The 18865-nt window shown below is 43.3% G+C and carries 13 protein-coding genes, 2 tRNA genes and 1 pseudogene; 8 read left to right on the plus strand and 8 right to left on the minus strand.

Annotated elements, in window-relative coordinates; all coding sequences use genetic code 11:
• The first annotated feature begins 26 nt into the window (after positions 1-26).
• Positions 27-839, plus strand: coding sequence for a 2,3,4,5-tetrahydropyridine-2,6-dicarboxylate N-succinyltransferase (locus BMZ54_RS13565; protein ID WP_089912239.1), 813 nt, complete (start codon positions 27-29; stop codon positions 837-839).
• A 231-nt stretch (positions 840-1070) separates the two neighbouring features.
• Positions 1071-1157, plus strand: a tRNA-Leu gene (locus BMZ54_RS13575).
• A 227-nt stretch (positions 1158-1384) separates the two neighbouring features.
• Here the strand turns inward: BMZ54_RS13575 and BMZ54_RS13580 are convergent.
• The 7 genes from BMZ54_RS13580 to BMZ54_RS13610 all read right to left on the minus strand — a co-directional run bounded on the left by BMZ54_RS13580 (position 1385) and on the right by BMZ54_RS13610 (position 8931).
• Positions 1385-2395: a S41 family peptidase gene (locus tag BMZ54_RS13580; protein ID WP_089912244.1), complete on the minus strand. Its 1011-nt coding sequence runs from the start codon at positions 2393-2395 to the stop codon at positions 1385-1387.
• Positions 2396-2536: 141 nt separating this feature from the next.
• On the minus strand, positions 2537-3181 hold the full coding sequence (locus tag BMZ54_RS13585; protein WP_089912246.1) for a dihydrofolate reductase family protein: 645 nt from the start codon (positions 3179-3181) through the stop codon (positions 2537-2539).
• 259 nt (positions 3182-3440) lie between these two features.
• Positions 3441-3968, minus strand: a complete 528-nt coding sequence (locus tag BMZ54_RS13590; RefSeq protein WP_089912249.1) for a dihydrofolate reductase family protein — start codon at positions 3966-3968, stop codon at positions 3441-3443.
• Positions 3969-4438: 470 nt separating this feature from the next.
• On the minus strand, positions 4439-5086 hold the full coding sequence (locus tag BMZ54_RS13595) for a hypothetical protein (protein WP_089912252.1): 648 nt from the start codon (positions 5084-5086) through the stop codon (positions 4439-4441).
• A gap of 206 nt (positions 5087-5292) precedes the next feature.
• Positions 5293-6360 (minus strand): serine hydrolase domain-containing protein, encoded by a 1068-nt coding sequence (locus BMZ54_RS13600; protein WP_162277532.1) that lies wholly within the window; start codon positions 6358-6360, stop codon positions 5293-5295.
• A 182-nt stretch (positions 6361-6542) separates the two neighbouring features.
• Positions 6543-7868: a serine hydrolase gene (locus BMZ54_RS13605; protein ID WP_162277533.1), complete on the minus strand. Its 1326-nt coding sequence runs from the start codon at positions 7866-7868 to the stop codon at positions 6543-6545.
• A 220-nt stretch (positions 7869-8088) separates the two neighbouring features.
• Positions 8089-8931 carry a helix-turn-helix domain-containing protein gene (locus BMZ54_RS13610; protein WP_089912262.1) on the minus strand — a complete coding sequence of 281 codons (843 nt, stop codon included), beginning with the start codon at positions 8929-8931 and terminating at the stop codon, positions 8089-8091.
• A gap of 99 nt (positions 8932-9030) precedes the next feature.
• On the opposite strand from BMZ54_RS13610, the gene BMZ54_RS13615 reads away from it, so the two are divergent.
• Positions 9031-9114 (plus strand) — tRNA-Leu (locus BMZ54_RS13615).
• Between the two features lie 82 nt (positions 9115-9196).
• On the opposite strand, the gene BMZ54_RS13620 is transcribed toward BMZ54_RS13615, so the two are convergent.
• Positions 9197-11611: a glycoside hydrolase family 127 protein gene (locus BMZ54_RS13620; RefSeq protein WP_089912265.1), complete on the minus strand. Its 2415-nt coding sequence runs from the start codon at positions 11609-11611 to the stop codon at positions 9197-9199.
• Between the two features lie 282 nt (positions 11612-11893).
• Between BMZ54_RS13620 and BMZ54_RS13625 the strand changes: the two genes are divergently transcribed.
• The 5 genes and pseudogenes from BMZ54_RS13625 (at position 11894) to BMZ54_RS13640 (ending at position 18864) form a co-directional block, all read left to right on the plus strand.
• Positions 11894-12496: an RNA polymerase sigma-70 factor gene (locus BMZ54_RS13625; protein WP_162277534.1), complete on the plus strand. Its 603-nt coding sequence runs from the start codon at positions 11894-11896 to the stop codon at positions 12494-12496.
• 165 nt (positions 12497-12661) lie between these two features.
• Positions 12662-13855 carry a FecR family protein gene (locus tag BMZ54_RS13630; RefSeq protein ID WP_089912273.1) on the plus strand — a complete coding sequence of 398 codons (1194 nt, stop codon included), beginning with the start codon at positions 12662-12664 and terminating at the stop codon, positions 13853-13855.
• 246 nt (positions 13856-14101) lie between these two features.
• Positions 14102-14341, plus strand: a pseudogene (locus BMZ54_RS33570) (STN domain-containing protein); the annotation flags it as partial.
• 12 nt (positions 14342-14353) lie between these two features.
• A complete protein-coding gene (locus BMZ54_RS13635; RefSeq protein WP_162277535.1) occupies positions 14354-17383 on the plus strand; it encodes a SusC/RagA family TonB-linked outer membrane protein in 3030 nt (1009 codons plus the stop codon).
• Between the two features lie 14 nt (positions 17384-17397).
• Positions 17398-18864 (plus strand): RagB/SusD family nutrient uptake outer membrane protein, encoded by a 1467-nt coding sequence (locus BMZ54_RS13640; RefSeq protein ID WP_089912279.1) that lies wholly within the window; start codon positions 17398-17400, stop codon positions 18862-18864.
• The last annotated feature ends 1 nt before the right edge of the window (position 18865 follow it).

An 18865-nucleotide genomic window follows, 5' to 3' on the forward strand; every position in this document is an offset into this window, starting at 1 on the left:
GTTTATATTTGTGGAAAATTTCAACAATGGAACTAAAAGAACAAATACTGACCGCCTGGAACGACCGTAACCTGCTGGAAGACATGCAATATAAAGACGCCATCAGGGCGGTTATAGAAGCTGTAGATAAAGGCAAGTTACGTGTAGCGGAACCTACGGCAGACGGATGGCAGGTAAATGAATGGGTGAAACAGGCTATACTCCTATACTTCTGCATTCAGCCTATGCAAACCATTAGCCTGGCGCCTTTTGAGTTCTATGATAAAATGAAGCTGAAAAGTAATTTCAAAGACCTGGGCGTACGCGTGGTACCCCATGCTATTGCCCGTTACGGCGCTTTTATAGCTAAAGGCGCTATCCTGATGCCTTCTTACGTGAACATTGGCGCGTATGTAGATGAAGGCACCATGGTAGATACCTGGGCTACGGTAGGCTCCTGCGCGCAGATAGGCAAACATGTGCACCTGAGCGGCGGCGTAGGTATTGGCGGCGTACTGGAGCCATTACAGGCCAGCCCTGTGATCATTGAAGACGGCTGCTTTATAGGTTCCCGTTGTATTGTAGTGGAAGGCGTGCGTGTTGAAAAAGAAGCGGTATTAGGCGCTAACGTGGTGCTGACCCAATCGACCAAGATCATTGACGTAACCGGCAGCGAGCCTGTGGAGCTTAAAGGCCGCGTACCGGCACGCAGTGTGGTGATACCCGGTAGTTATACCAAGAAATTCCCGGCCGGCGAATACCAGGTTCCCTGTGCGCTGATCATTGGACAGCGCAAGGAATCAACAGACCTGAAGACAAGTTTGAATGATACGCTGAGGGCGTTTAATGTGGCGGTGTAGTTTGGTATTGTTGATGGCTTTGATTGAAGATATTTCAGTGATAGCGTAAAATTTTCTGCTGGGAAAATGATATTGTGAGTTGATTGAAAGATGAAGAAGCGGGAAAGAAAAAATTTGTGAAGGGATGAAATTTAAGCGGGGTGGGCATTTCAATTTTTTTGTAGAATTTTTGTTTCAAAAAATTTGGAATTTTTAAAAAAGTGCCTACCTTTGCCATCCCTTAACACGGTTGCCCAGATGGCGAAATTGGTAGACGCACTGTGTTCAGGTCGCAGCGTTCGCAAGGACGTGCTGGTTCGAATCCAGTTCTGGGCACCAAATGGCGAAAAGCCGGAGATTGATCTCCGGCTTTTCTTGTTTTATGGGTGTATTATCGTATTACGGATCAAGTTGAAATGGGATCAAGTTAAAATCTTGGGGAAGTTGAAGATAAAAATAAATGCTCAATAGCGTTACGTAGCGATGACTATTGGCTGATCGAATTACTCCTGCTAAATTTTCTTCCGTCCAGCCACGCTTTTAGCAATGCTTTTGTTGGTGGCAGCCTATTGAATGTGAGATTCCAGCCATTTTATCGCGGCTTTTACTTTTTCATCATTTGCTATATCATTGAATTTGTCAACACTTGTAATTTTTATGTCTGGTTCAAGAGCCTCTTTGTATATTTTTCCATTTCTATCAGCACCATATCCAATTGAAAGATTCATAAATGCTGTGTCGTTTATTGATATGCCTGTATTTACGGTAACCCAACCTGCAGTTTGAGAACCCAATAGAATTGTGTTTTTTCTACCCTTAAAAGCCATGAGAAAGAACTCTCCAGAACTTCCAGTGCCAGGTCCAACAAGTATAACAACTGGAATTTTCTGAGCATTTAGCTCACATTTAGGTTTCACTTCAGTTAGAAGAGTTGTGTCAATGAAAAAACCATTGCTTTTAATAAACCAATCTTCTTTTTTCTTTGTTCTAAAAGAGCCAAGAAATCCTTGCGATAACAACTGCTTCACACCCAAAATCATTGGAAACATAGCCCCGCCGCCATCTAATCTTGCATCCAGTATAATTCCCTTTATATTTTTAGTCAGCAAAATACAAAGGCTGTCATTTAACATCTGTGCTTTACTGTCATAATCTTCTTTTGAACCGCCCGGCATTGATGGTATTCGTAAGTATCCAATATTTTTGTCAAGAACCATTGTAATACTTTTTACACCTTTTTTCCATTCGTTCATTATACTATCTGAAATGGCGGACTCACCATGACGCCATTGAAACGTACTATCTTTCCAAAAAAAAGCACCATGAAAATCATTGATTGATCTATACAAATATCTCATTGTTGAACCAAGTTCATATGGATTATCAATATTTTTTGCTTGCATTAATGCATTACTTCTTAGTGTATCCCAATTAACTGTATTTGCATTGACAGCATTATTTTTCATTATTGATATAGTAGTGTCAATAAGAAATTTCACCTCATCTGATTGAGCATGAATTGAAGTTGGCTTTGCCAAAAAGGATAATAAAAAAAATATAAATATTGTTTGCTTCATAATTTTTAGGGCGTCAATTTTAGGTTGCCACTAATGGCCGGGCTTTCTGCTGTGCTGATATTCCGTGATTCCCGGAACCGAAGATGAGTAAAGTTAATGTAGTGGATACTATATTCTGTAACCCGGTTATTCTTGCCTACATTAGCCTTTCGTTATGATGATATGCGTTGCTTGTTCTCCTTCTATTCTTTGTATGTTGTTGAATCCCAGGTTGAGCATATCAATGCCAGAGAATAGATGTTCTCCTGAACCGAGGAAAAGAGGTGATATGGCAAGATGTATTTCATCAACATAACCCGCTTGCAGGAATTGACGGATAGTTGACACCCCTCCTCCAATTCGTATATCTCTTCCATCCGCTGCTTTTTTTGCTTCTTCCAATGCCGATTTTACTCCTGTGGTAACAAAATGAAATGTCGTGCCTCCTTTCATCTTAACAGGTTTTCTTTCATAGTGCGTTAAAACAAAAACAGGAACATGGTATGGTGGATCTTCGCCCCACCAGCCCTTCCACTCGTCATCTGTCCAATTCCCACGAATTGGTCCAAACATATTCCGTCCCATAATCCATGCACCTACATTTTCAAATGCTTTTTCCACAAAATCGTTGTCAATACCTTCAGTCCCATCATTTTTACCGCCCATTGCACGAAACCTTTTTGTTGGGAACATCCATGTGTGAAGCTCCTCTCCTCCTATGCCCAGCGGTTCCTTCATGCTTTGATTAGTTCCTGCTCCGAATCCATCCAGGGAGATTGTAAAATTTGTTACTTTAATCTTGCTCATAAGAATCTTAATTTAAAAGATTGCGGTCACTCAGGCCTTGCCGCTAACGGCTACGGCTTGCGATGTGGCGGTATTTGAAAATCGTCAGCCCGTAACCGAAGCTAAATTTATAACTAAAAGTTCATTGTTGATTCTATTGCCCGGTGTTATTCACCGGCTGGAGCTGAAGCCGAATAGCGAACAAAAAGCTGAGCATATATTCGTCACCCCGCCATATTGCCAAACTGCCTGTTAGCGGCTGGCATATTTGCAGGCAATATTATTTCTGTCTTGAATAACATAATAAAACTACACCACAAGCGAAAGGTTTGCACTTCGCAAGTGTCAACTGCAAATTATTTTTCAATGGATTAAAAATTGGTTGTTCGCTACCAATTGCAACAGGATTTATAAGTAAATAATACTCGTCAATCAAATTATGTTCTATTAAAGACGATACAAATGATTCACCGCCATAAACAATGATGTCCTTTCCATTCTGACTTTTTAAATCTTGTATTGCGTCCTTAATATTGCCTTTTAGAATTGTTGTATTGTCCCACTTGCTTTCCTTGAGCGTATTTGAAAAAATAATATTCGGAATTTCGCTGAACCGCTTACCAAGTTTATGTTCACTGTCATTTGCATTGTTTGCTACATCAGTCCAATATGGAATAAATCCTTCTCCTGTTTTTCGCCCATGTAAAATGCAATCTACATTATTGAGGTTCTCAATACTAAAGTCGGACATTCCGCTATCCCATTTGTTGTCAAGGGCAATGTTCATTTGTAATTTTAACTTTCTCATTTTTTAGTTTTTACAAAGGTAGTTTGGCGCCTTACAACCAGAGTAGGCAAATGCGACATTGTAAGAGTTATTTGCGACAAATAATGTGGCCGTTTGATGCTTGCCGTTAACAATCCTGACAGTATTTACTTATAACTTATTGATATTTAACCACCTGGAAGTTCAGTTCTGGGCACCAAATGGCGAAAAGCCGGAGATTGATCTCCGGATTTTCTTGTTTTATGGGTGTGCTAATGTTTTGCGGACGGGTTTATAAACCTTTGGCCCATTTGAGGGTCATAGCCACAATGCTACATAATCTTATCTTCGGTCAAACTGCTTTTCAATTACTTTATTTTATCCGAAGAAAGTTTGTTGCTTGATGTTGTTAGTCCACAACTTAATAGAGCAAAACATACCGGTAGGCAAAAGGGAAACAGTTTTAAATATTTCATTTGCTTAAGTTTTTTTAAATTATATACGTTCAGCCGCTATTGCACAAAACCGGTGTTAGCGGTTCGGATTTTGCCTGCTGGTTTGCCCAAATCATTTTTTACAATCCCCAGTACATGACCAGTCGTATCCTTGAAGTCTTTAAACCTTACTAAGTCAAATTGCTTGTTGTCCTCATTGAATTTTGACGGTCGTATGACTGCAAATTTGTAAAAGGCATCTTCGTGTCCGCCCAATTCAACATTTTCAAAATAAATCGTGTCATGCACAATTTTGTAATTGCCCTTAATTTCAGTCACACCAAAGCAAACACGTTTCTCTCTGAATGTATGATTGTCTTTTAACTTGAAAGTAGTCATACAATTTGCAACTCCTTCTCTTTGAGCAACTAATAAATCGTCACCACTCAGTTTATCAAAATCGATTATTCCAAAAGGAAAAATGAATGTTAAGCATAAAACAATCGCCATTAAGCTAAGCATTATTAGACCAGTCCTGTCAACAAGCTTTTCTTTGACGGCGAAGTATAGTTTTCGAACAAAGGCTATTGCAAGTCCAAAGTAAACAAGTACTAAAATCAAGAAAGCCAGTATCGCAAAAAGACCGAGCTTACCTTCCCAGAAATACGCCGTGTTAACAGTCAGGAAGAAAGCAATCGTCGTTATGATTAGTCCTTTATTTTTCATTTTTGAATGTAGGTATAGGTTGGCCAATTGTGATTCTGGCTTTTTATACGCCTGACAGCAATTTGACAACTACCCTTTACAATAGTATTGATTTTTAGTACCTTGAGAATACGGTATTGAGTACTACACTAAAGCCGATTACGATTTAATGCAGATTGTTCTTTCGTTAAGCGCTGCTAATTGCGATACTTTTTGTTGGCTGCCGTTTACTTTTTGTCTTCTGTCTGCAATAGATCCGCTACTCCAAATGCAATCCCATACGCATCTGTATTTTCAGAATTAGTTAAAATAATTATTGCCGTTTTATCCTGAATGTAACGAAAATAAACAGACTTAAAACCAGGCAATGAACCTCCGTGATGTATGAATGGTTTCCCATTTACTTTATTTGTCATCCAGCCATAACCATAATAGATAGCTTCATTGTCCATTGTAAGAGGAGTTTTGATTGTATCGTCCCACATTTGATCCCAATTTTTTTGTGTAAGCAATTTGTTATGCTGCATGTCCATTTCCCATTTCAATAAATCATTTATGTTTGAAAGGAAAGCCCCGCTAGGACGTAAAGCAATATAGTTTGGTGCATTTAATATTGAATCGTTCGCATTTTTTATGTACCCATCTGCTCTGTCGGGAACGATTGCTTCCAATGATGTTGTCCTGGTATTGCTCAAACCTCCTTCATCAAAAATACATTTCTTCATATATTCAGGAAATGACAAGCGGGATGTAATTCTAATTATATCAGCTAATATAAAATAGCCAAAGTTGCTATACTCGTATTTTGAGTCTGTTGGGAATGCCAAACTATCCGTAAATGCGGTTTTAATATAAACAGAATCTGCCTGCTCTTTCATTCCATCAAAGCCCGGAGGGTCCACCGGTAGTCCTGAAGTATGGTTAAGTAAATGGCGGATAGTAATATTATTCCATTTTACAGGCGCGCCTTTTATGAATTTTGTTACCGGGTCAGATACTTTTAATTTGCCTTCCTGCACCAATTTCATGATGCCAACCGCGATGAATTGTTTGCTAATGGAGCCTATCTTATAAACAGTTTTTTCGGATGCAGGAACATTCAATTCAATATTAGCCCATCCATAGCCCTTAGCCTTAATTACTTTCCCGCTTTTTACAATTCCTATTGATAGTCCAACAATCCCTTGTTGTTTCATTTGACTGGTTATAAAAATATCAATACTGTCTTGCTGTGCGATTGAAGCAAACGGTAAAAAAGAGCATGTTATGAATAGAATGAAAATAAACGGTCTCATAATGTAGTATTGAGTGTCCCGAATAGCAGTCATCGTTAAATGTAGCGTGGAAGCCAAAGCCAGCCAATCTATTTGCAATCTCTTTGAAAAGCTTGGTGTCTAAAGAAAATAGCACCCGGCAACTAATATACGCAATTCTTATGTACAGGATGTACAGGATCTCCAAAAACTACAGTACCCCGCTAACGTCGAAGCAGCTCCAACTTTTGCTTTACCTGCGGATCATCAGGTTCTATAGCCAAATACTTATCATACTGCCTGATGGCCTGGGCCGTATCGCCTTTCAGCCGAAAACTTTCGGCAAGGTTGTAATACCCGCTGGCAGACTGGGGGAAACAGGTGATGCTGAACAAAAAGATGTTTACCGCATCGCTGAATTGCTTGTTGAATAATGCCACTGCACCTAAACGCTCGAGCACTGATTCGCGTAGTTGTATATTGGCAGGCTTCATTCTAAACTCATCTAAGGCCGCAGACAGTCCTTTTTCATGAATTATGCTGACGATGCGCGTTGTGTAAAAATAACCTGCAGTGGCGGCCGATGGCCCGGTCAGCATGTCTTTGATGGTATTGCTGATCTCCCAATAATCTTCTACTTCTCCATTAGTAAGTATGATCACTGTATAATCAAGATCTTCATAGATCATCAGTTCATTGGCAATACCGAAATGTCCGCCAGTGTGGCCCAGGACATGGTGTGCATTGATTGTATCTGAGCTAAAGCCATACCCGTAAAATCCCTTGCCGTATTTTACCCGCCCCTGAAGATAGGTTGCTGTATATTGTTTATTGAGCAGCTTATATTGCAGCAATGCATTAGAGAATTGCAGCAGGTCCCGGGCGGTGGAATAGCCGCCACCTGCCGGCGTACCTTTTATTACGTTTTGCCATGTATTGTTCTTCCAGTGCCCTGGCCGTTCCGGATCCATTATGTAACCCGTGGCCAGTCCTATATTTATCTCATCGAGGGCATAAGCACCCGTATGTTTCATGCCTGCAGGGATGTAAATATGTTCATTCACATAATCATCATAGGATTGATGGCTGACGGCTTCTATAATAAGTCCAAGCAATATGTATCCACCATTACTGTAAAGGAAGCCGGCGCCCGGCGTAAAGGCCAGCGGTTTGTTGATGAACAGGGGCAGATAGTCGGCCGCTGTCCGGTATTTCTCTTTGGCCGCTCCTGCATGTTCTTCCCAGAAATTACCGACTCCTGAAGTATGGGTCAGCAGCTGGTGAATGGTAACCGAATCTCTGATGGCCTTATTGGAAAGACCGGGCAGGTATTTACCTACTTTATCTTCCGGACTAAGTTTACCAGCCTGGTACAGTTGCATAATCGACAAGCCGGTAAACATTTTGTTCATGGAGGCAAGATTAAACTTCGTTGCCATTGTATTTTTTCTGCTGTATTCACGGCTGGCCCAGCCATAAGCTCCCTGAAAAATGGGTTGCCCCTGCCGGGCTACAAGTACTACCCCGCTTAAATGCTGGCTGCGTTCCATCTCTTTCAACTTGTTAGTCAATAGGCGTCGGATCGTAGCCGCGTTCTGCCCATGCGCAACCAGGATAAGTAATAGCAAGAGCCCCGTTCCCCAACATGCTTTTCTCCTCATAGAACTTAAGTTATACTGTATTATGGCGCAAAGTAAAGGCAGGAAGCTGAAACGGAATTGTACAAATGTAAAGCGGTTATAATCCCCGCTTAAAGTGATGCATTTTGGGCTATAGCCGTGGGGGGGAAAGGAACATCCAGCTAATATATTCGGGGTCAATATGGGCAATATCACGGAAGAATTTTTTTGGCGGCATACCCGTCAATGCTCTGAATTCCCTGGTCATGTGAGACTGATCAAAATAATCGAGCGCGTAAGTGAGATCGCTCAGGCGGTTACCGGGCTGCTTTTTCTGTTCACTAATACTTTTCCGGAGGCGTATAATCTTTTTGAAATGGCCAGGTGTTAGGCCAAGATGTTTACGAAACTCGTTAGTTACCGTTACCCGGGATACGCCCAATACAATTGCCTGTGCGGTAACAGAAGCCATCTCTCCTGCCTCTGAGAATGCATGAACCAGTTGCGGCAGAAAAGGATGCTCAAACCTTTTCAGTTTTCCCAGCCAGTAGCTCTCGAGAGCTTTTATTTTATCAGCTTGTTCTGTGATGGACAAGATACGCTGCATCGATCTTTCATAGTCAGGGAAAGGTTTGAAATCGGTATAATCTTCCTTTTGAAAGGTGCTTAGTGGTTCATCCAGGAAAGCATTCAGGCCGAGTGGTTTAAAATATGCCGTTATTTCGTTAGCTGCTCCCACATAACGCACCAAAACCGGTTTGTTGAAGTTAGCCACCAGTTTGGTCTCAAGCGGTGTTTCCGGATCGTATGTTATGGTCAGCTGCTGTTTATGGTGAACGGTCCGCGTATGCTGACTGATCACAACAATGGAAAAAACGGATGGAAAAGTAAGATAGTTTATGGGCTCCTCCTGTGCGGATCGCTTTAGGATGTAAAAGCATTCAATATATTTCTGCAGCTCACTGCTGCCGGGCTTTAAAAGGGATACTTGCATAAGTGAAATCTACAGATTAATTTATCAAAACTAACTGTTCAAAAAAATTTGGTAAAGCAAGTTCTATTCCTATCTTTGCACCCCTGAAACATTTTAATTGCCCAGATGGCGAAATTGGTAGACGCACTGTGTTCAGGTCGCAGCGTTCGCAAGGACGTGCTGGTTCGAATCCAGTTCTGGGCACCCAATGGCGAAAAGCCGGAGATTGATCTCCGGCTTTTCCTGTTTTATGGCTGTAGCAATGCTATGGGATAGGCTTCAACGCTTAGTTGTCATCTACCAAACGTATATAATACACTGGCGATGTTGATGCGCCGTTCAAAGCCTTAAATTTTACGCGTATCTGGTCTTTGTTTTTCAACAGGGCGGCGGGAATACGGTATTCAATATCAAAAAACCTTGATTGATTCCACCTGTTTGTATTGTTCTCTGCAATCAGCTTTTGATCATCAATATAGATCTCAAAGTTCCTGTTACCCCATTCAGCGCCCCAATAGCGAACCATTAAACTAAGGCTGGTGTCGTGGTTGGTGGCAAGGCTATAGCTGAAATAACCGCCGTCAAACGCCTCCCGGTAAAACTGGTCCTGCGCTGTTCCTTTTCTTGATCTCTCAGCCTGCATCGCATGATCAGCTTCGGGCTGCTGCTCACCGGCGGCAACAAAGCTTACCGTACGGTTTTCAAGCGCCAGTTTTTCTTTTTCAACTGCGGTAAGTGAATCCAGGTAAGCATGGTATTGTTTGTTGGATAAAGCCATCCAGTAGATCATATAACGTGCGTCATGTATCTGGTAAAAAGGTTGGAGTTCCGTGCCGGCTGCATTAATCATTTTTACTCCCGGCATAGTAAAATGCAACGGCGCATCTTTCACCGGAACAAGGCTGGCCGTGATCGCCGGCAGATCATCCTCAATAACAATGGGGGCTTGATCTACGGGCAGCTTTTTGCCGCTGGCTATATGCCCCCAGCGGCTGTCATCCGCAATCAATCCTTTCATATCCTGTGTACCTGTTTTTGCGCCAAGCAAAACAGGACCGTGCATAATGGCAATATAAGCAGGCACATTTGGCAAATGCTCAATGGTATTATGCATTGGCAGCTTTACTTCAACTACATCGCCTTTCTTCCAGCGGCGGTTAATGGCGACATATGAAGATGGCTGCCCCTCAAAGGGGACAGGTTTTCCATTCACTGTAATTTTCAATGCACCAGCTGCTACCCATCCCGGATAACGTATCATCATTGGAAATGAAGATGCGCCCCCTGTAATAACCAGCCTGGTTTGCTCTTCATACGGAAAGGCTGTTTCCTGCCGCAGTTGTATAGCCTTTTCTTTCCAGTTTAAGGCAGATGCCACAAACAGGTTTACGTATAGCGAATCGTGCGAGTGCGTGTAAATAAACTGGTTATACTTGCCGTGGTTCTCCATGCCTGTTCCGACACAGCACCACATGGCTTCATTGGGAGCGGAATATACCCGGTAGCTGCGGGGGCGAACGGGCGTGAAGTACACATAACCACCTGTTTCGGGATTTTGCGTTGATAGGATGTGATTGAGCATTGTTCTTTCGTAGTAATCAGCATACCTAGCTGCGGGCGTCATCCGGAACAGATCTTCCGTAAGCTTAAGCATATTGCTGGAATTACACGATTCAGGACCTTCCACGTCATTGATAAAATCAGTACATGCCTGCGCGCTTGGAAAAAACTCGCGCCGGCTGTTGCCTCCAAAAGCGAGCGTGCGGTTTGCCGTAACAGTTTGCCAGAAAAATCTGCCTGCTCCTTCGTATACGGAATCACCGCCTAACTCACCGATCCTGGCAAAGCCAATTGCCTTAGGCACCTGCGTATTCGCATGTTTGTTATCAAGGTTATCGATACCCTCAGCCATTGAATTGAGCAACATTCTATGCGAAAACCTTTTAGCCGCAGCCAGGTATTTTTCATCACCGCTAAGCTGATATGCATCTGCCAGTACTTCATTCATCCCGCCCTGCTCTGTATCAAGCATCGCCTGCATTTGATCCTCCGTTAACCCGGCGGTTATGCTTACCGCCCAGCCGCAAAACTTAAGAAAGATATTCTTTGCATCCTCATTGCCGGCATATACCCAGGCATCCCTTAAGCCGGCATACATTTTATGTACATTGTACCATGGTACCCATGCTGCATGAAAGGCTTTAAAATCGCCCTGCTTAACAGACAGCCAAACGGCCTTGCTATAAGGTACGCCGCCCACATAGCCTGTGCCCCAGTCCGCGTGTTGTTTTGTATTGGCATCCTGGCAGGTCTTTAATTCCGCGATCATATAGTTCAGGCGCTGCCGGCAGCCTGCATTGCCGGCAGCAGCATTTATAGCCATTGCAGTTAAATAATGGCCGCCGATATGGCCATCTAATCCATCCCAGTTTGCATAACTTGAGTCTTTCGGCGTTAAGCCTGCTTCTTTGCGGTAAGGCGCCAGCAAACGGTCAACATTATACTGCATGAGCGTTTTAATGTTCAGGTCTCTGGCCTGTTTAAACGGACCGGCCAATAGCTCAACGTCACTCAACGGAAATTCGTTGGGATAAAGCCTTGATTGCGCCACAACACCAAGGCAGCATATATTGCAGAGTATGTAAAAAAGAACGATCTGTTTTTTTATACTATAGCTGGTGGGGTAGAATAATATTTTCATAACGCAAATCCCTCTTTTATTTGTCAGAATGACATTTAATAACATCTCCGAAAATATTGCGGCCTGTAAATGCCGCATGTATGTGTTTACAACACTAAAGTATTGAAAAAATCCCAAAATGCAACCGGCTCCATCTCCACCATCTTCCGGCATCAAGATAAGTGCCTAATTACATTTTAAGGAATTATTACATATATAAGCACCATTTGCCGGCGGCAAAAAACCGGCAATTTTTGGTTTTTAATATTTATGTTTATATTCGAAATGCTTTCTCATTCCACGATGTCCACGAACCAAATAAAAAATTTAAGCGAAGATGAGTTATTAGAGGGGTTGCTAAATGGTGACACCTACGCTTTTGATTATATTTTTCATAAATTTTACGGTGCGTTGTGCTTATTTGCCACCCGGTTAACTTCGGATAAATTTACAGCGGAGGAAATTGTTCAGGACATTTTTTGTAAGCTATGGAGTAAACGTACTGACTTTCACAGCCTGAACTCCATTAAAGCCTTCCTCTATATAAGTACCCGCAATGCTTCCATGAACGCCTTAAAAAAACAAAGCCGTAAAATGAAGCATGATCTGGAATTTGCTTTTTTTACAGATGGGTTTGAGGAGCCGTTCATCAATGAAATCATTTACATTGAAGCCCTTCGTGAAATTTCAGCTGAGGTCAATGCCTTACCGGAGCAATGCGGGAAAATTATTAAAATGATCTTTGAAGATGGGCTACAGCCTAAAGAGATCGCAGATAAACTTGATATTGCCATCAGTACGGTTTACAATCAAAAAATGCGTGGGCTTTCCATTTTAAGGAAGCGCCTCTCAGACAGAGGATTTGCCGTTTTAACATCTTTAATATTATCTATTTATTTCAAGTAAGCCCTTCCCTCCCCCATTTCCTCTATCCGGTATACCCTCCCCCCTCCCATCTATACATCACCTTTTTACCGCCGGGTTCGCGACGCCGCCGGAAAAAAATTTTTTAAACCTTTTAGAGGAAACGGGATAGTAAGTTGTTTCTATATTAACACCAAATTAATTGTCATGTCCGATAAAAAGTCATCTGATCCATTTCATGTAAGCAGCCTGTTGGCACGCAAGCTTTATGGTACCCTGACGGCGCCTGAGGAAGCTGAGCTGGAAGCATGGCTGAATGAAAGCGCTGATAACAGAGCGGTGCTTGAAAAGCTTTTGAGCGAAAGCATCCGGAAGCAGGAAATTGAGCATTTACATGAATTTGATGAGGAAACTGCGTTAAAGAAGGTCTGGGCCAGGATCGGGGAGCCCGAAAACACCGGCAGCAATACTTTGAAGGGTTATATAATAAAGATTGCCGCTGCAGCAGCCATTGTTATAGCGCTTTCTGTTAGTTTTTGGATATATAAAGCTAAATCACCTACAGAGCGGTTATCATATCAGGCAAAAAGCACAGAGATCCCGCCTGGCGCCAATAAAGCAATATTGATCCTGTCTAATGGTGCTAAAATAGATCTTCAGGCGGCCCAAAGCGGAAAGATCGCTTATCAGGCGGGGGCGGTTGTGAGCAAGCGGGCAGACGGTAAAATAGATTATGCTGCTACTGCTAAACCAGGTACAGCAGCTGCGTTAAACACTTTATCGGTTCCCAAGGGCGGGCAATATGAACTGACGCTTCCGGACGGTACCCTTGTCTGGTTAAACGCCGCCTCGTCATTAACATTTCCCGTTGCCTTTACCGGAAAAGAACGCCAGGTAAAGTTAACCGGGGAGGCCTATTTCGAAGTAGCTAAGGATCCCGGCAAACCATTTCTTGTGAATGTAGATGGTAAGCAAACCGTGGAAGTGTTAGGGACACATTTTGATATTAAGGCGTATAATGATGATCCCGAGATCAGGACCACTTTGCTGGAAGGCTCGGTAAAGGTAAGCTGTAAAAACAGCCATGCCATTATAAAACCCGGGCAAATGGCTGTTAATGATCTGAAAGCGCCTTTGTCTGTCAGGAATGCAGATCTGGACGAAGTAATGGGCTGGAAGAACGGATTGTTTGTGTTTAATGATGAGCGTATGGAAGACGTGTTAAGAATAGCTGCAAGATGGTACGACGTGGATGTAGAATACCAAACCGATGTTAGTCAAAAGAAATTAAGGGGCATAGTATCTAAATACAACAACATCCGGGAACTACTGGATAATATAACAATTACATCCGGGATCCACTATAAAATAGAAGGAAGGCGGGTCATCTTAATGAATTAATCTTACTAAAAAGAAATTACCGCAGAAAAAACCAGGGGCGTTGCAACCGCCCCTGGCGAAACACAGCCCCGGGAGCTGTGTGCGCAGGTAATCATTATAGTCGCTGTTATCAACCAATTATTTAATTAACCTGACATTCAAATGTATAGAATTTATCCTGCATTTGGACGCGGATGTCCATTCCATGTCCAGCCTAAACTGTGGAGCGTTATGAAACTTTCTTTTTTAATCTGCCTTATCGCCTTTATGCAGGTAAGCGCATCTTCAAAAGCTCAGAAAATTAATTTAAATAAAAAGAATGCCCCGTTATGGGAAACGTTAAATGATATCCGACAGCAAACCGGTTACAGTATTCTTTGTGACCCTGATATTTTGGGCGCTGCAAAACCTGTTACTATTAGCATAAAAGACGGATCACTGGAAGATGCTTTAAAAATATGCTTTCATAACCAGCCCCTTAATTATGTGATTAATCAAAAAACTATATTAATCACACCTGTGAAATCGTCCGCCCCCATAGCTGATCAATCTACCAGCACTATCCGGATAACGGGAAAGGTGACCGATGAACAGGGTAGCCTGCCGGGGGCAAGCATCAAACTGAAAGATTCCAATACCGGTACGGTATCAGACGCCAAAGGCAACTACTTCCTCAATGTTCCGGATAACAAGGGGACGCTTGTTTTTAGCTGTGTTGGTTATTTAACACAGGAGATTCCGATCGAGGGGCGCACTACCATTAATGTTCAGCTAAAGGTGGAATCAAAAGGATTGAACCAGATAGTGGTGATCGGTTATGGCACGGTCCGTAAAAAAGATCTGACCGGCTCAGTTTCCTCCATAGGATCAACTGAAATAAAGTCGCAGCCTATTAACTCTTTTAACCAGGCATTGCAGGGTAAAGTATCAGGTGTACAAATTACACAGGCATCCAATTCACCGGGTGGAGGGATAACTATTCGCGTGCGCGGCGGCAACTCTATTTCCGCCAGCAATGATCCTTTATACGTTGTTGACGGGTTTCCGATCTCCGTACCAACTGCCGCAAATGGGGCAAGCGGAAGCGGCGCCAGCTATGCCAATCCACTGTCTACTATTAATCCAAATGATATTGAATCAATAGAAGTTTTGAAAGATGCTTCCGCTACGGCAATATATGGTTCAAGAGGAGCTAACGGCGTTGTGCTGGTAACTACCAGGCGTGGAAGATCCGGTCAGCCGAATATTGAGTTTGAAAGCTACGCAGGTGCGCAGGAAGTTGTAAAACAATTGAAGCTGGGGAATGCTATGGATCATCTGAATTTAAAAAATGAGCAGCTTTCCAATCTGGGTTATGCTTTAAGGTTTGGAAATCCTGACGGGCCTTATCCCAAACCCGTTGCGTCCTACGGTGAAGGTACCGACTGGCAAAAAGAGATCTTCAGGAGAGCGCCGATGCAGAGCTATCAGCTGTCTATTACCGGAGGCTCCGACAAAGTGCGCTACCTGGTAAGCGGAAACTATCTCAACCAGGATGGGATCGTTATTGATAACAACTTTAAACGTTATGCTTCCAGGATCAATTTAGATGCTACTTTGAGTGACCGTATCAAAATAGGGACCAACCTTACCGCATCACGCACCATCAATAACGGCGTTTCTGAAGGCCTTGTTGCCGGCCCTATATATGAGGCCCTGACCATTTCGCCAGCCAGTCCGGTTTATGCTGCTGATGGCAGCTACCAGTTACTTAACCTGGGCCCGGGTACCGGCTTTGCGAGCACTCCTAATCCCGTTGCCATGCTGCATACTTCTACCAACCTGCTTACAACAGATAGGCTACTGGGGAATGTATTTGGAGATTTCAGCATCCTGGAAGGCCTGAGGGCGCACATTAGTTTTGGAGCAGATGTTCAAAATTCATTCAGGAATGTATTCTTTACGCCGCAAACACTTGCAGGCAGCGGCCGGAATGGCTATGGAAGCAATGGCACTTCGGAAAATATCAATACTCTAAATGAAAACACACTTACCTATACAAGGAAAATAAACAGTGATAATGCCTTTGATGTACTGGCCGGTATAACATTTCAAAGCAATAGAATGCAGCGTACCTACCAGGAAGCGGAGAACTTTCCCAACTATACCCTGGGAGCTAACAACCTGTCGGCAGCTACTACACTGGATATCTCCAGCAGCAGCTTAGAGAAATGGGGGCTAAACTCTTACCTGGCCAGGATAAATTACCGCTTTAAGGATCGATATCTGTTCACCGTCAGCGCCCGCGCAGACGGCTCATCACGTTTCGGCGCTAATAATAAATATGGATTTTTCCCTTCCGGTGCATTTGCCTGGCGTGTATCCGATGAAAATTTCTTAAAAAACAGCCGCATCATAAGCGATCTGAAACTAAGGGTTAGTTATGGTATTACCGGTAATGATGGCATTGGCCTTTATAACTCCCTTTCGCAATACACTATCGGGAAAACGGTCTTTAACGATGTTGAGGTGCTTACCAACCAGGTTTCGCGCATTGAAAGCCCGGATCTGAAATGGGAGAAAACTGCCCAGCTGGATATTGGTTTTGACGCCGGTTTTATGAATAACAGGATCACCGTTATTGGCGATTATTATCTGAAAAAAACCAGCGGCCTGCTGCTCTACGTGGATCTGCCGGCAACTACAGGCGCCACCAGCGTGCTGCGAAATATTGGGAGTGTACAAAATAAAGGCTTTGAGCTTGCGGTTAGCACGGTAAATATCGACCAGGGTGCAAACGGATTTAAATGGACCACGGCCGGCAATGTATCCTATAACCAAAACAAGGTAATATCCCTTGCTAATGGCGTGGATCATTATTTTTCCGGATTAACCATTATAGAGGTTGGAAAGCCCCTGGGTTCGTTCTATGGTAACGTATTTGACGGTATATGGCAAACAAAAGAAGAGATTGATGCTGCAGGTCCGTTAGCGCAGGCCGGCAGCTTGCCCGGCGCGTACCGCTGGAAGGATATAAACGGCGATGGCATATACAATGAGTCCAGCGACCGCAAAGTGCTGGGCAATGGCCTTCCTAAATTTATTTTCGGTCTAACCAATAATTTCTCTTACAAAGGGTTTGACTTTTCCTTTTTCCTGCAGGGTGTGCAGGGTAACAAGATCTATAACAATTACACTACCCTGATCGATGCACAATATAACCACCTGAAATCATATTATGCGGATCACTGGACTGCCACGAATCCCAGCAACTCAGCCGGCGCTATACGTCAATGGGTTTTACCGGCTGTTTCTGATTTTGCAATAGAAGATGGCTCATTTGTGCGGCTAAAAACTGTCACTTTGGGTTACCAGCTGCCCGGTTTTACGAAAGCCATAAGAAGAGCCCGCGTTTACGTTAGTGTACAAAACCTTCTTACATTCACTAACTACAAAGGCTATGATCCTGAAGTGAACGGCGATTTCAATAGCAATACTCAATATGGGGTGGATAACTTCAATTACCCACCGTCCAGGATCTACATTCTTGGTTTGTCCATTACTTTATAATTAAAATCTGACAGATGAAACTACAATATAAGCTATCGAACAAAGCGCTGTTGGCAGGCAGTTTTCTGGCTATCGCAATAATGCTTGGGGGAGGCTGTAAAAATAACCTTGTTGAGGTTCCCTATTCGTTCCTGGGAGAAGAAAACTCTTTCAAAACAGCAAGTGATGCCACCGTTGCGCTTGATGCGGTATACGACAGACTGCGTAATATTTATAACATGACGATGATCAATCTTGCAGATGTAAATTCTGAAGAGCTGACCGTTCAATCAAACGTTGGCGCAAGCACATTAGAGCTCGATAATAATCTTTATTCAGCATCTAATCCTTCTTTTGATGCGTTTTATACAAACTGCTACCTGATGATCGACCGGGCAAACAGGGTTATTAAGAATGTGCCTGGAATTACGATGGATGCAGCCGCTAAAGGGCAGATCATTGGAGAAGCGAAGTTCCTGCGGGCATTGATCTATTTTGATCTTGTACAGGCTTTCGGGGATGTGCCACTGGTCACCGCTCCTACTTCCGATGTGGTGAATGTCAGCATAAAACGCACACCTGTGGATGACGTGTATTCCCAGATCATAGCTGATCTGAAAGATGCTGTGGCCGCGAACCTGCCGGCAAAATATACTACCCCGGGAACGATCGGGCGGGCAACCAGCGGCGCTGCGAAATCACTGTTGGCAAAGGTTTATCTTACCCGTAAAGATTATACCAATGCGGCGGCTGTTGCCAAGGAAGTGATAGACTCAAAGGTTTACAGCCTTTTTCCTGATTACAAAAACATCTTTCCTCCTGAAAACAGAAATGGCCAGGAGCATATTTTTTCGGCTCAGTACAGCTGTATAAAAACAACCTACGGCAGTACAATGGCCGAATCTTTTGCCATTTATTTTTCGTACCCGATTAACCAGGGCGGAGGAGCTTACCAGGCAGATTCCAATTATGTAAGATCTTACCTGCCCGGCGACTACCGGAAACAGGTTACGATCATTACACAAAAGGTGAACCCTGCAAATAACGCATTAGTGCTATCGCGTACCGGCCCCGCAGTTGATAAGTACTGGGACCCGGCGCCCTGTGCCGAATTTGCCGCCCGGAACAACTTCATGATCATTCGTTATGCCGATGTGCTGCTTATCTATGCCGAAGCAGTTAATGAGATCAACGGACCCACTCCGGATGCTTATGATGCAATAAACCAGGTGCGGACCCGTGCGAGAAATGGCGATCCATCCGCGAATCCGCAAAACCTGGCAAACTTATCACAGGGCCAGTTCAGGGATGCCGTTTTAGTGGAAAGGGGCTGGGAGCTATGCTTTGAAGGACACCGCCGCTGGGATCTGCTGCGGACCGGCAAATACATTAGTACCCTTCAGGCAGCAGGAATACCTGTTTCACAAAAAAACCTGCTTTATCCTATTCCACAGCACCAGATAGACGTAAATGAGGCGCTTACGCAAAACCCAGGCTATTAAA

The sequence above is a fragment of the Chitinophaga rupis genome (assembly GCF_900109685.1).
GTDB lineage: Bacteria > Bacteroidota > Bacteroidia > Chitinophagales > Chitinophagaceae > Chitinophaga > Chitinophaga rupis.

Bases quoted from the DNA above. Each gene is read 5' to 3' on its own strand.
- BMZ54_RS13600 (WP_162277532.1), bottom strand. From the start codon at position 6,360: ATGAGACCGTTTATTTTCATTCTATTCATAACATGCTCTTTTTTACCG.
- BMZ54_RS13565 (WP_089912239.1), top strand. From the start codon at position 27: ATGGAACTAAAAGAACAAATACTGACCGCCTGGAACGACCGTAACCTG.
- BMZ54_RS13620 (WP_089912265.1), bottom strand. From the start codon at position 11,611: ATGAAAATATTATTCTACCCCACCAGCTATAGTATAAAAAAACAGATC.
- BMZ54_RS13580 (WP_089912244.1), bottom strand. From the start codon at position 2,395: ATGAAGCAAACAATATTTATATTTTTTTTATTATCCTTTTTGGCAAAG.
- BMZ54_RS13595 (WP_089912252.1), bottom strand. From the start codon at position 5,086: ATGAAAAATAAAGGACTAATCATAACGACGATTGCTTTCTTCCTGACT.
- BMZ54_RS13640 (WP_089912279.1), top strand. From the start codon at position 17,398: ATGAAACTACAATATAAGCTATCGAACAAAGCGCTGTTGGCAGGCAGT.
- BMZ54_RS13630 (WP_089912273.1), top strand. From the start codon at position 12,662: ATGTCCGATAAAAAGTCATCTGATCCATTTCATGTAAGCAGCCTGTTG.
- BMZ54_RS13590 (WP_089912249.1), bottom strand. From the start codon at position 3,968: ATGAGAAAGTTAAAATTACAAATGAACATTGCCCTTGACAACAAATGG.
- BMZ54_RS13625 (WP_162277534.1), top strand. From the start codon at position 11,894: ATGTCCACGAACCAAATAAAAAATTTAAGCGAAGATGAGTTATTAGAG.
- BMZ54_RS13585 (WP_089912246.1), bottom strand. From the start codon at position 3,181: ATGAGCAAGATTAAAGTAACAAATTTTACAATCTCCCTGGATGGATTC.
- BMZ54_RS13610 (WP_089912262.1), bottom strand. From the start codon at position 8,931: ATGCAAGTATCCCTTTTAAAGCCCGGCAGCAGTGAGCTGCAGAAATAT.
- BMZ54_RS13605 (WP_162277533.1), bottom strand. From the start codon at position 7,868: ATGGAACGCAGCCAGCATTTAAGCGGGGTAGTACTTGTAGCCCGGCAG.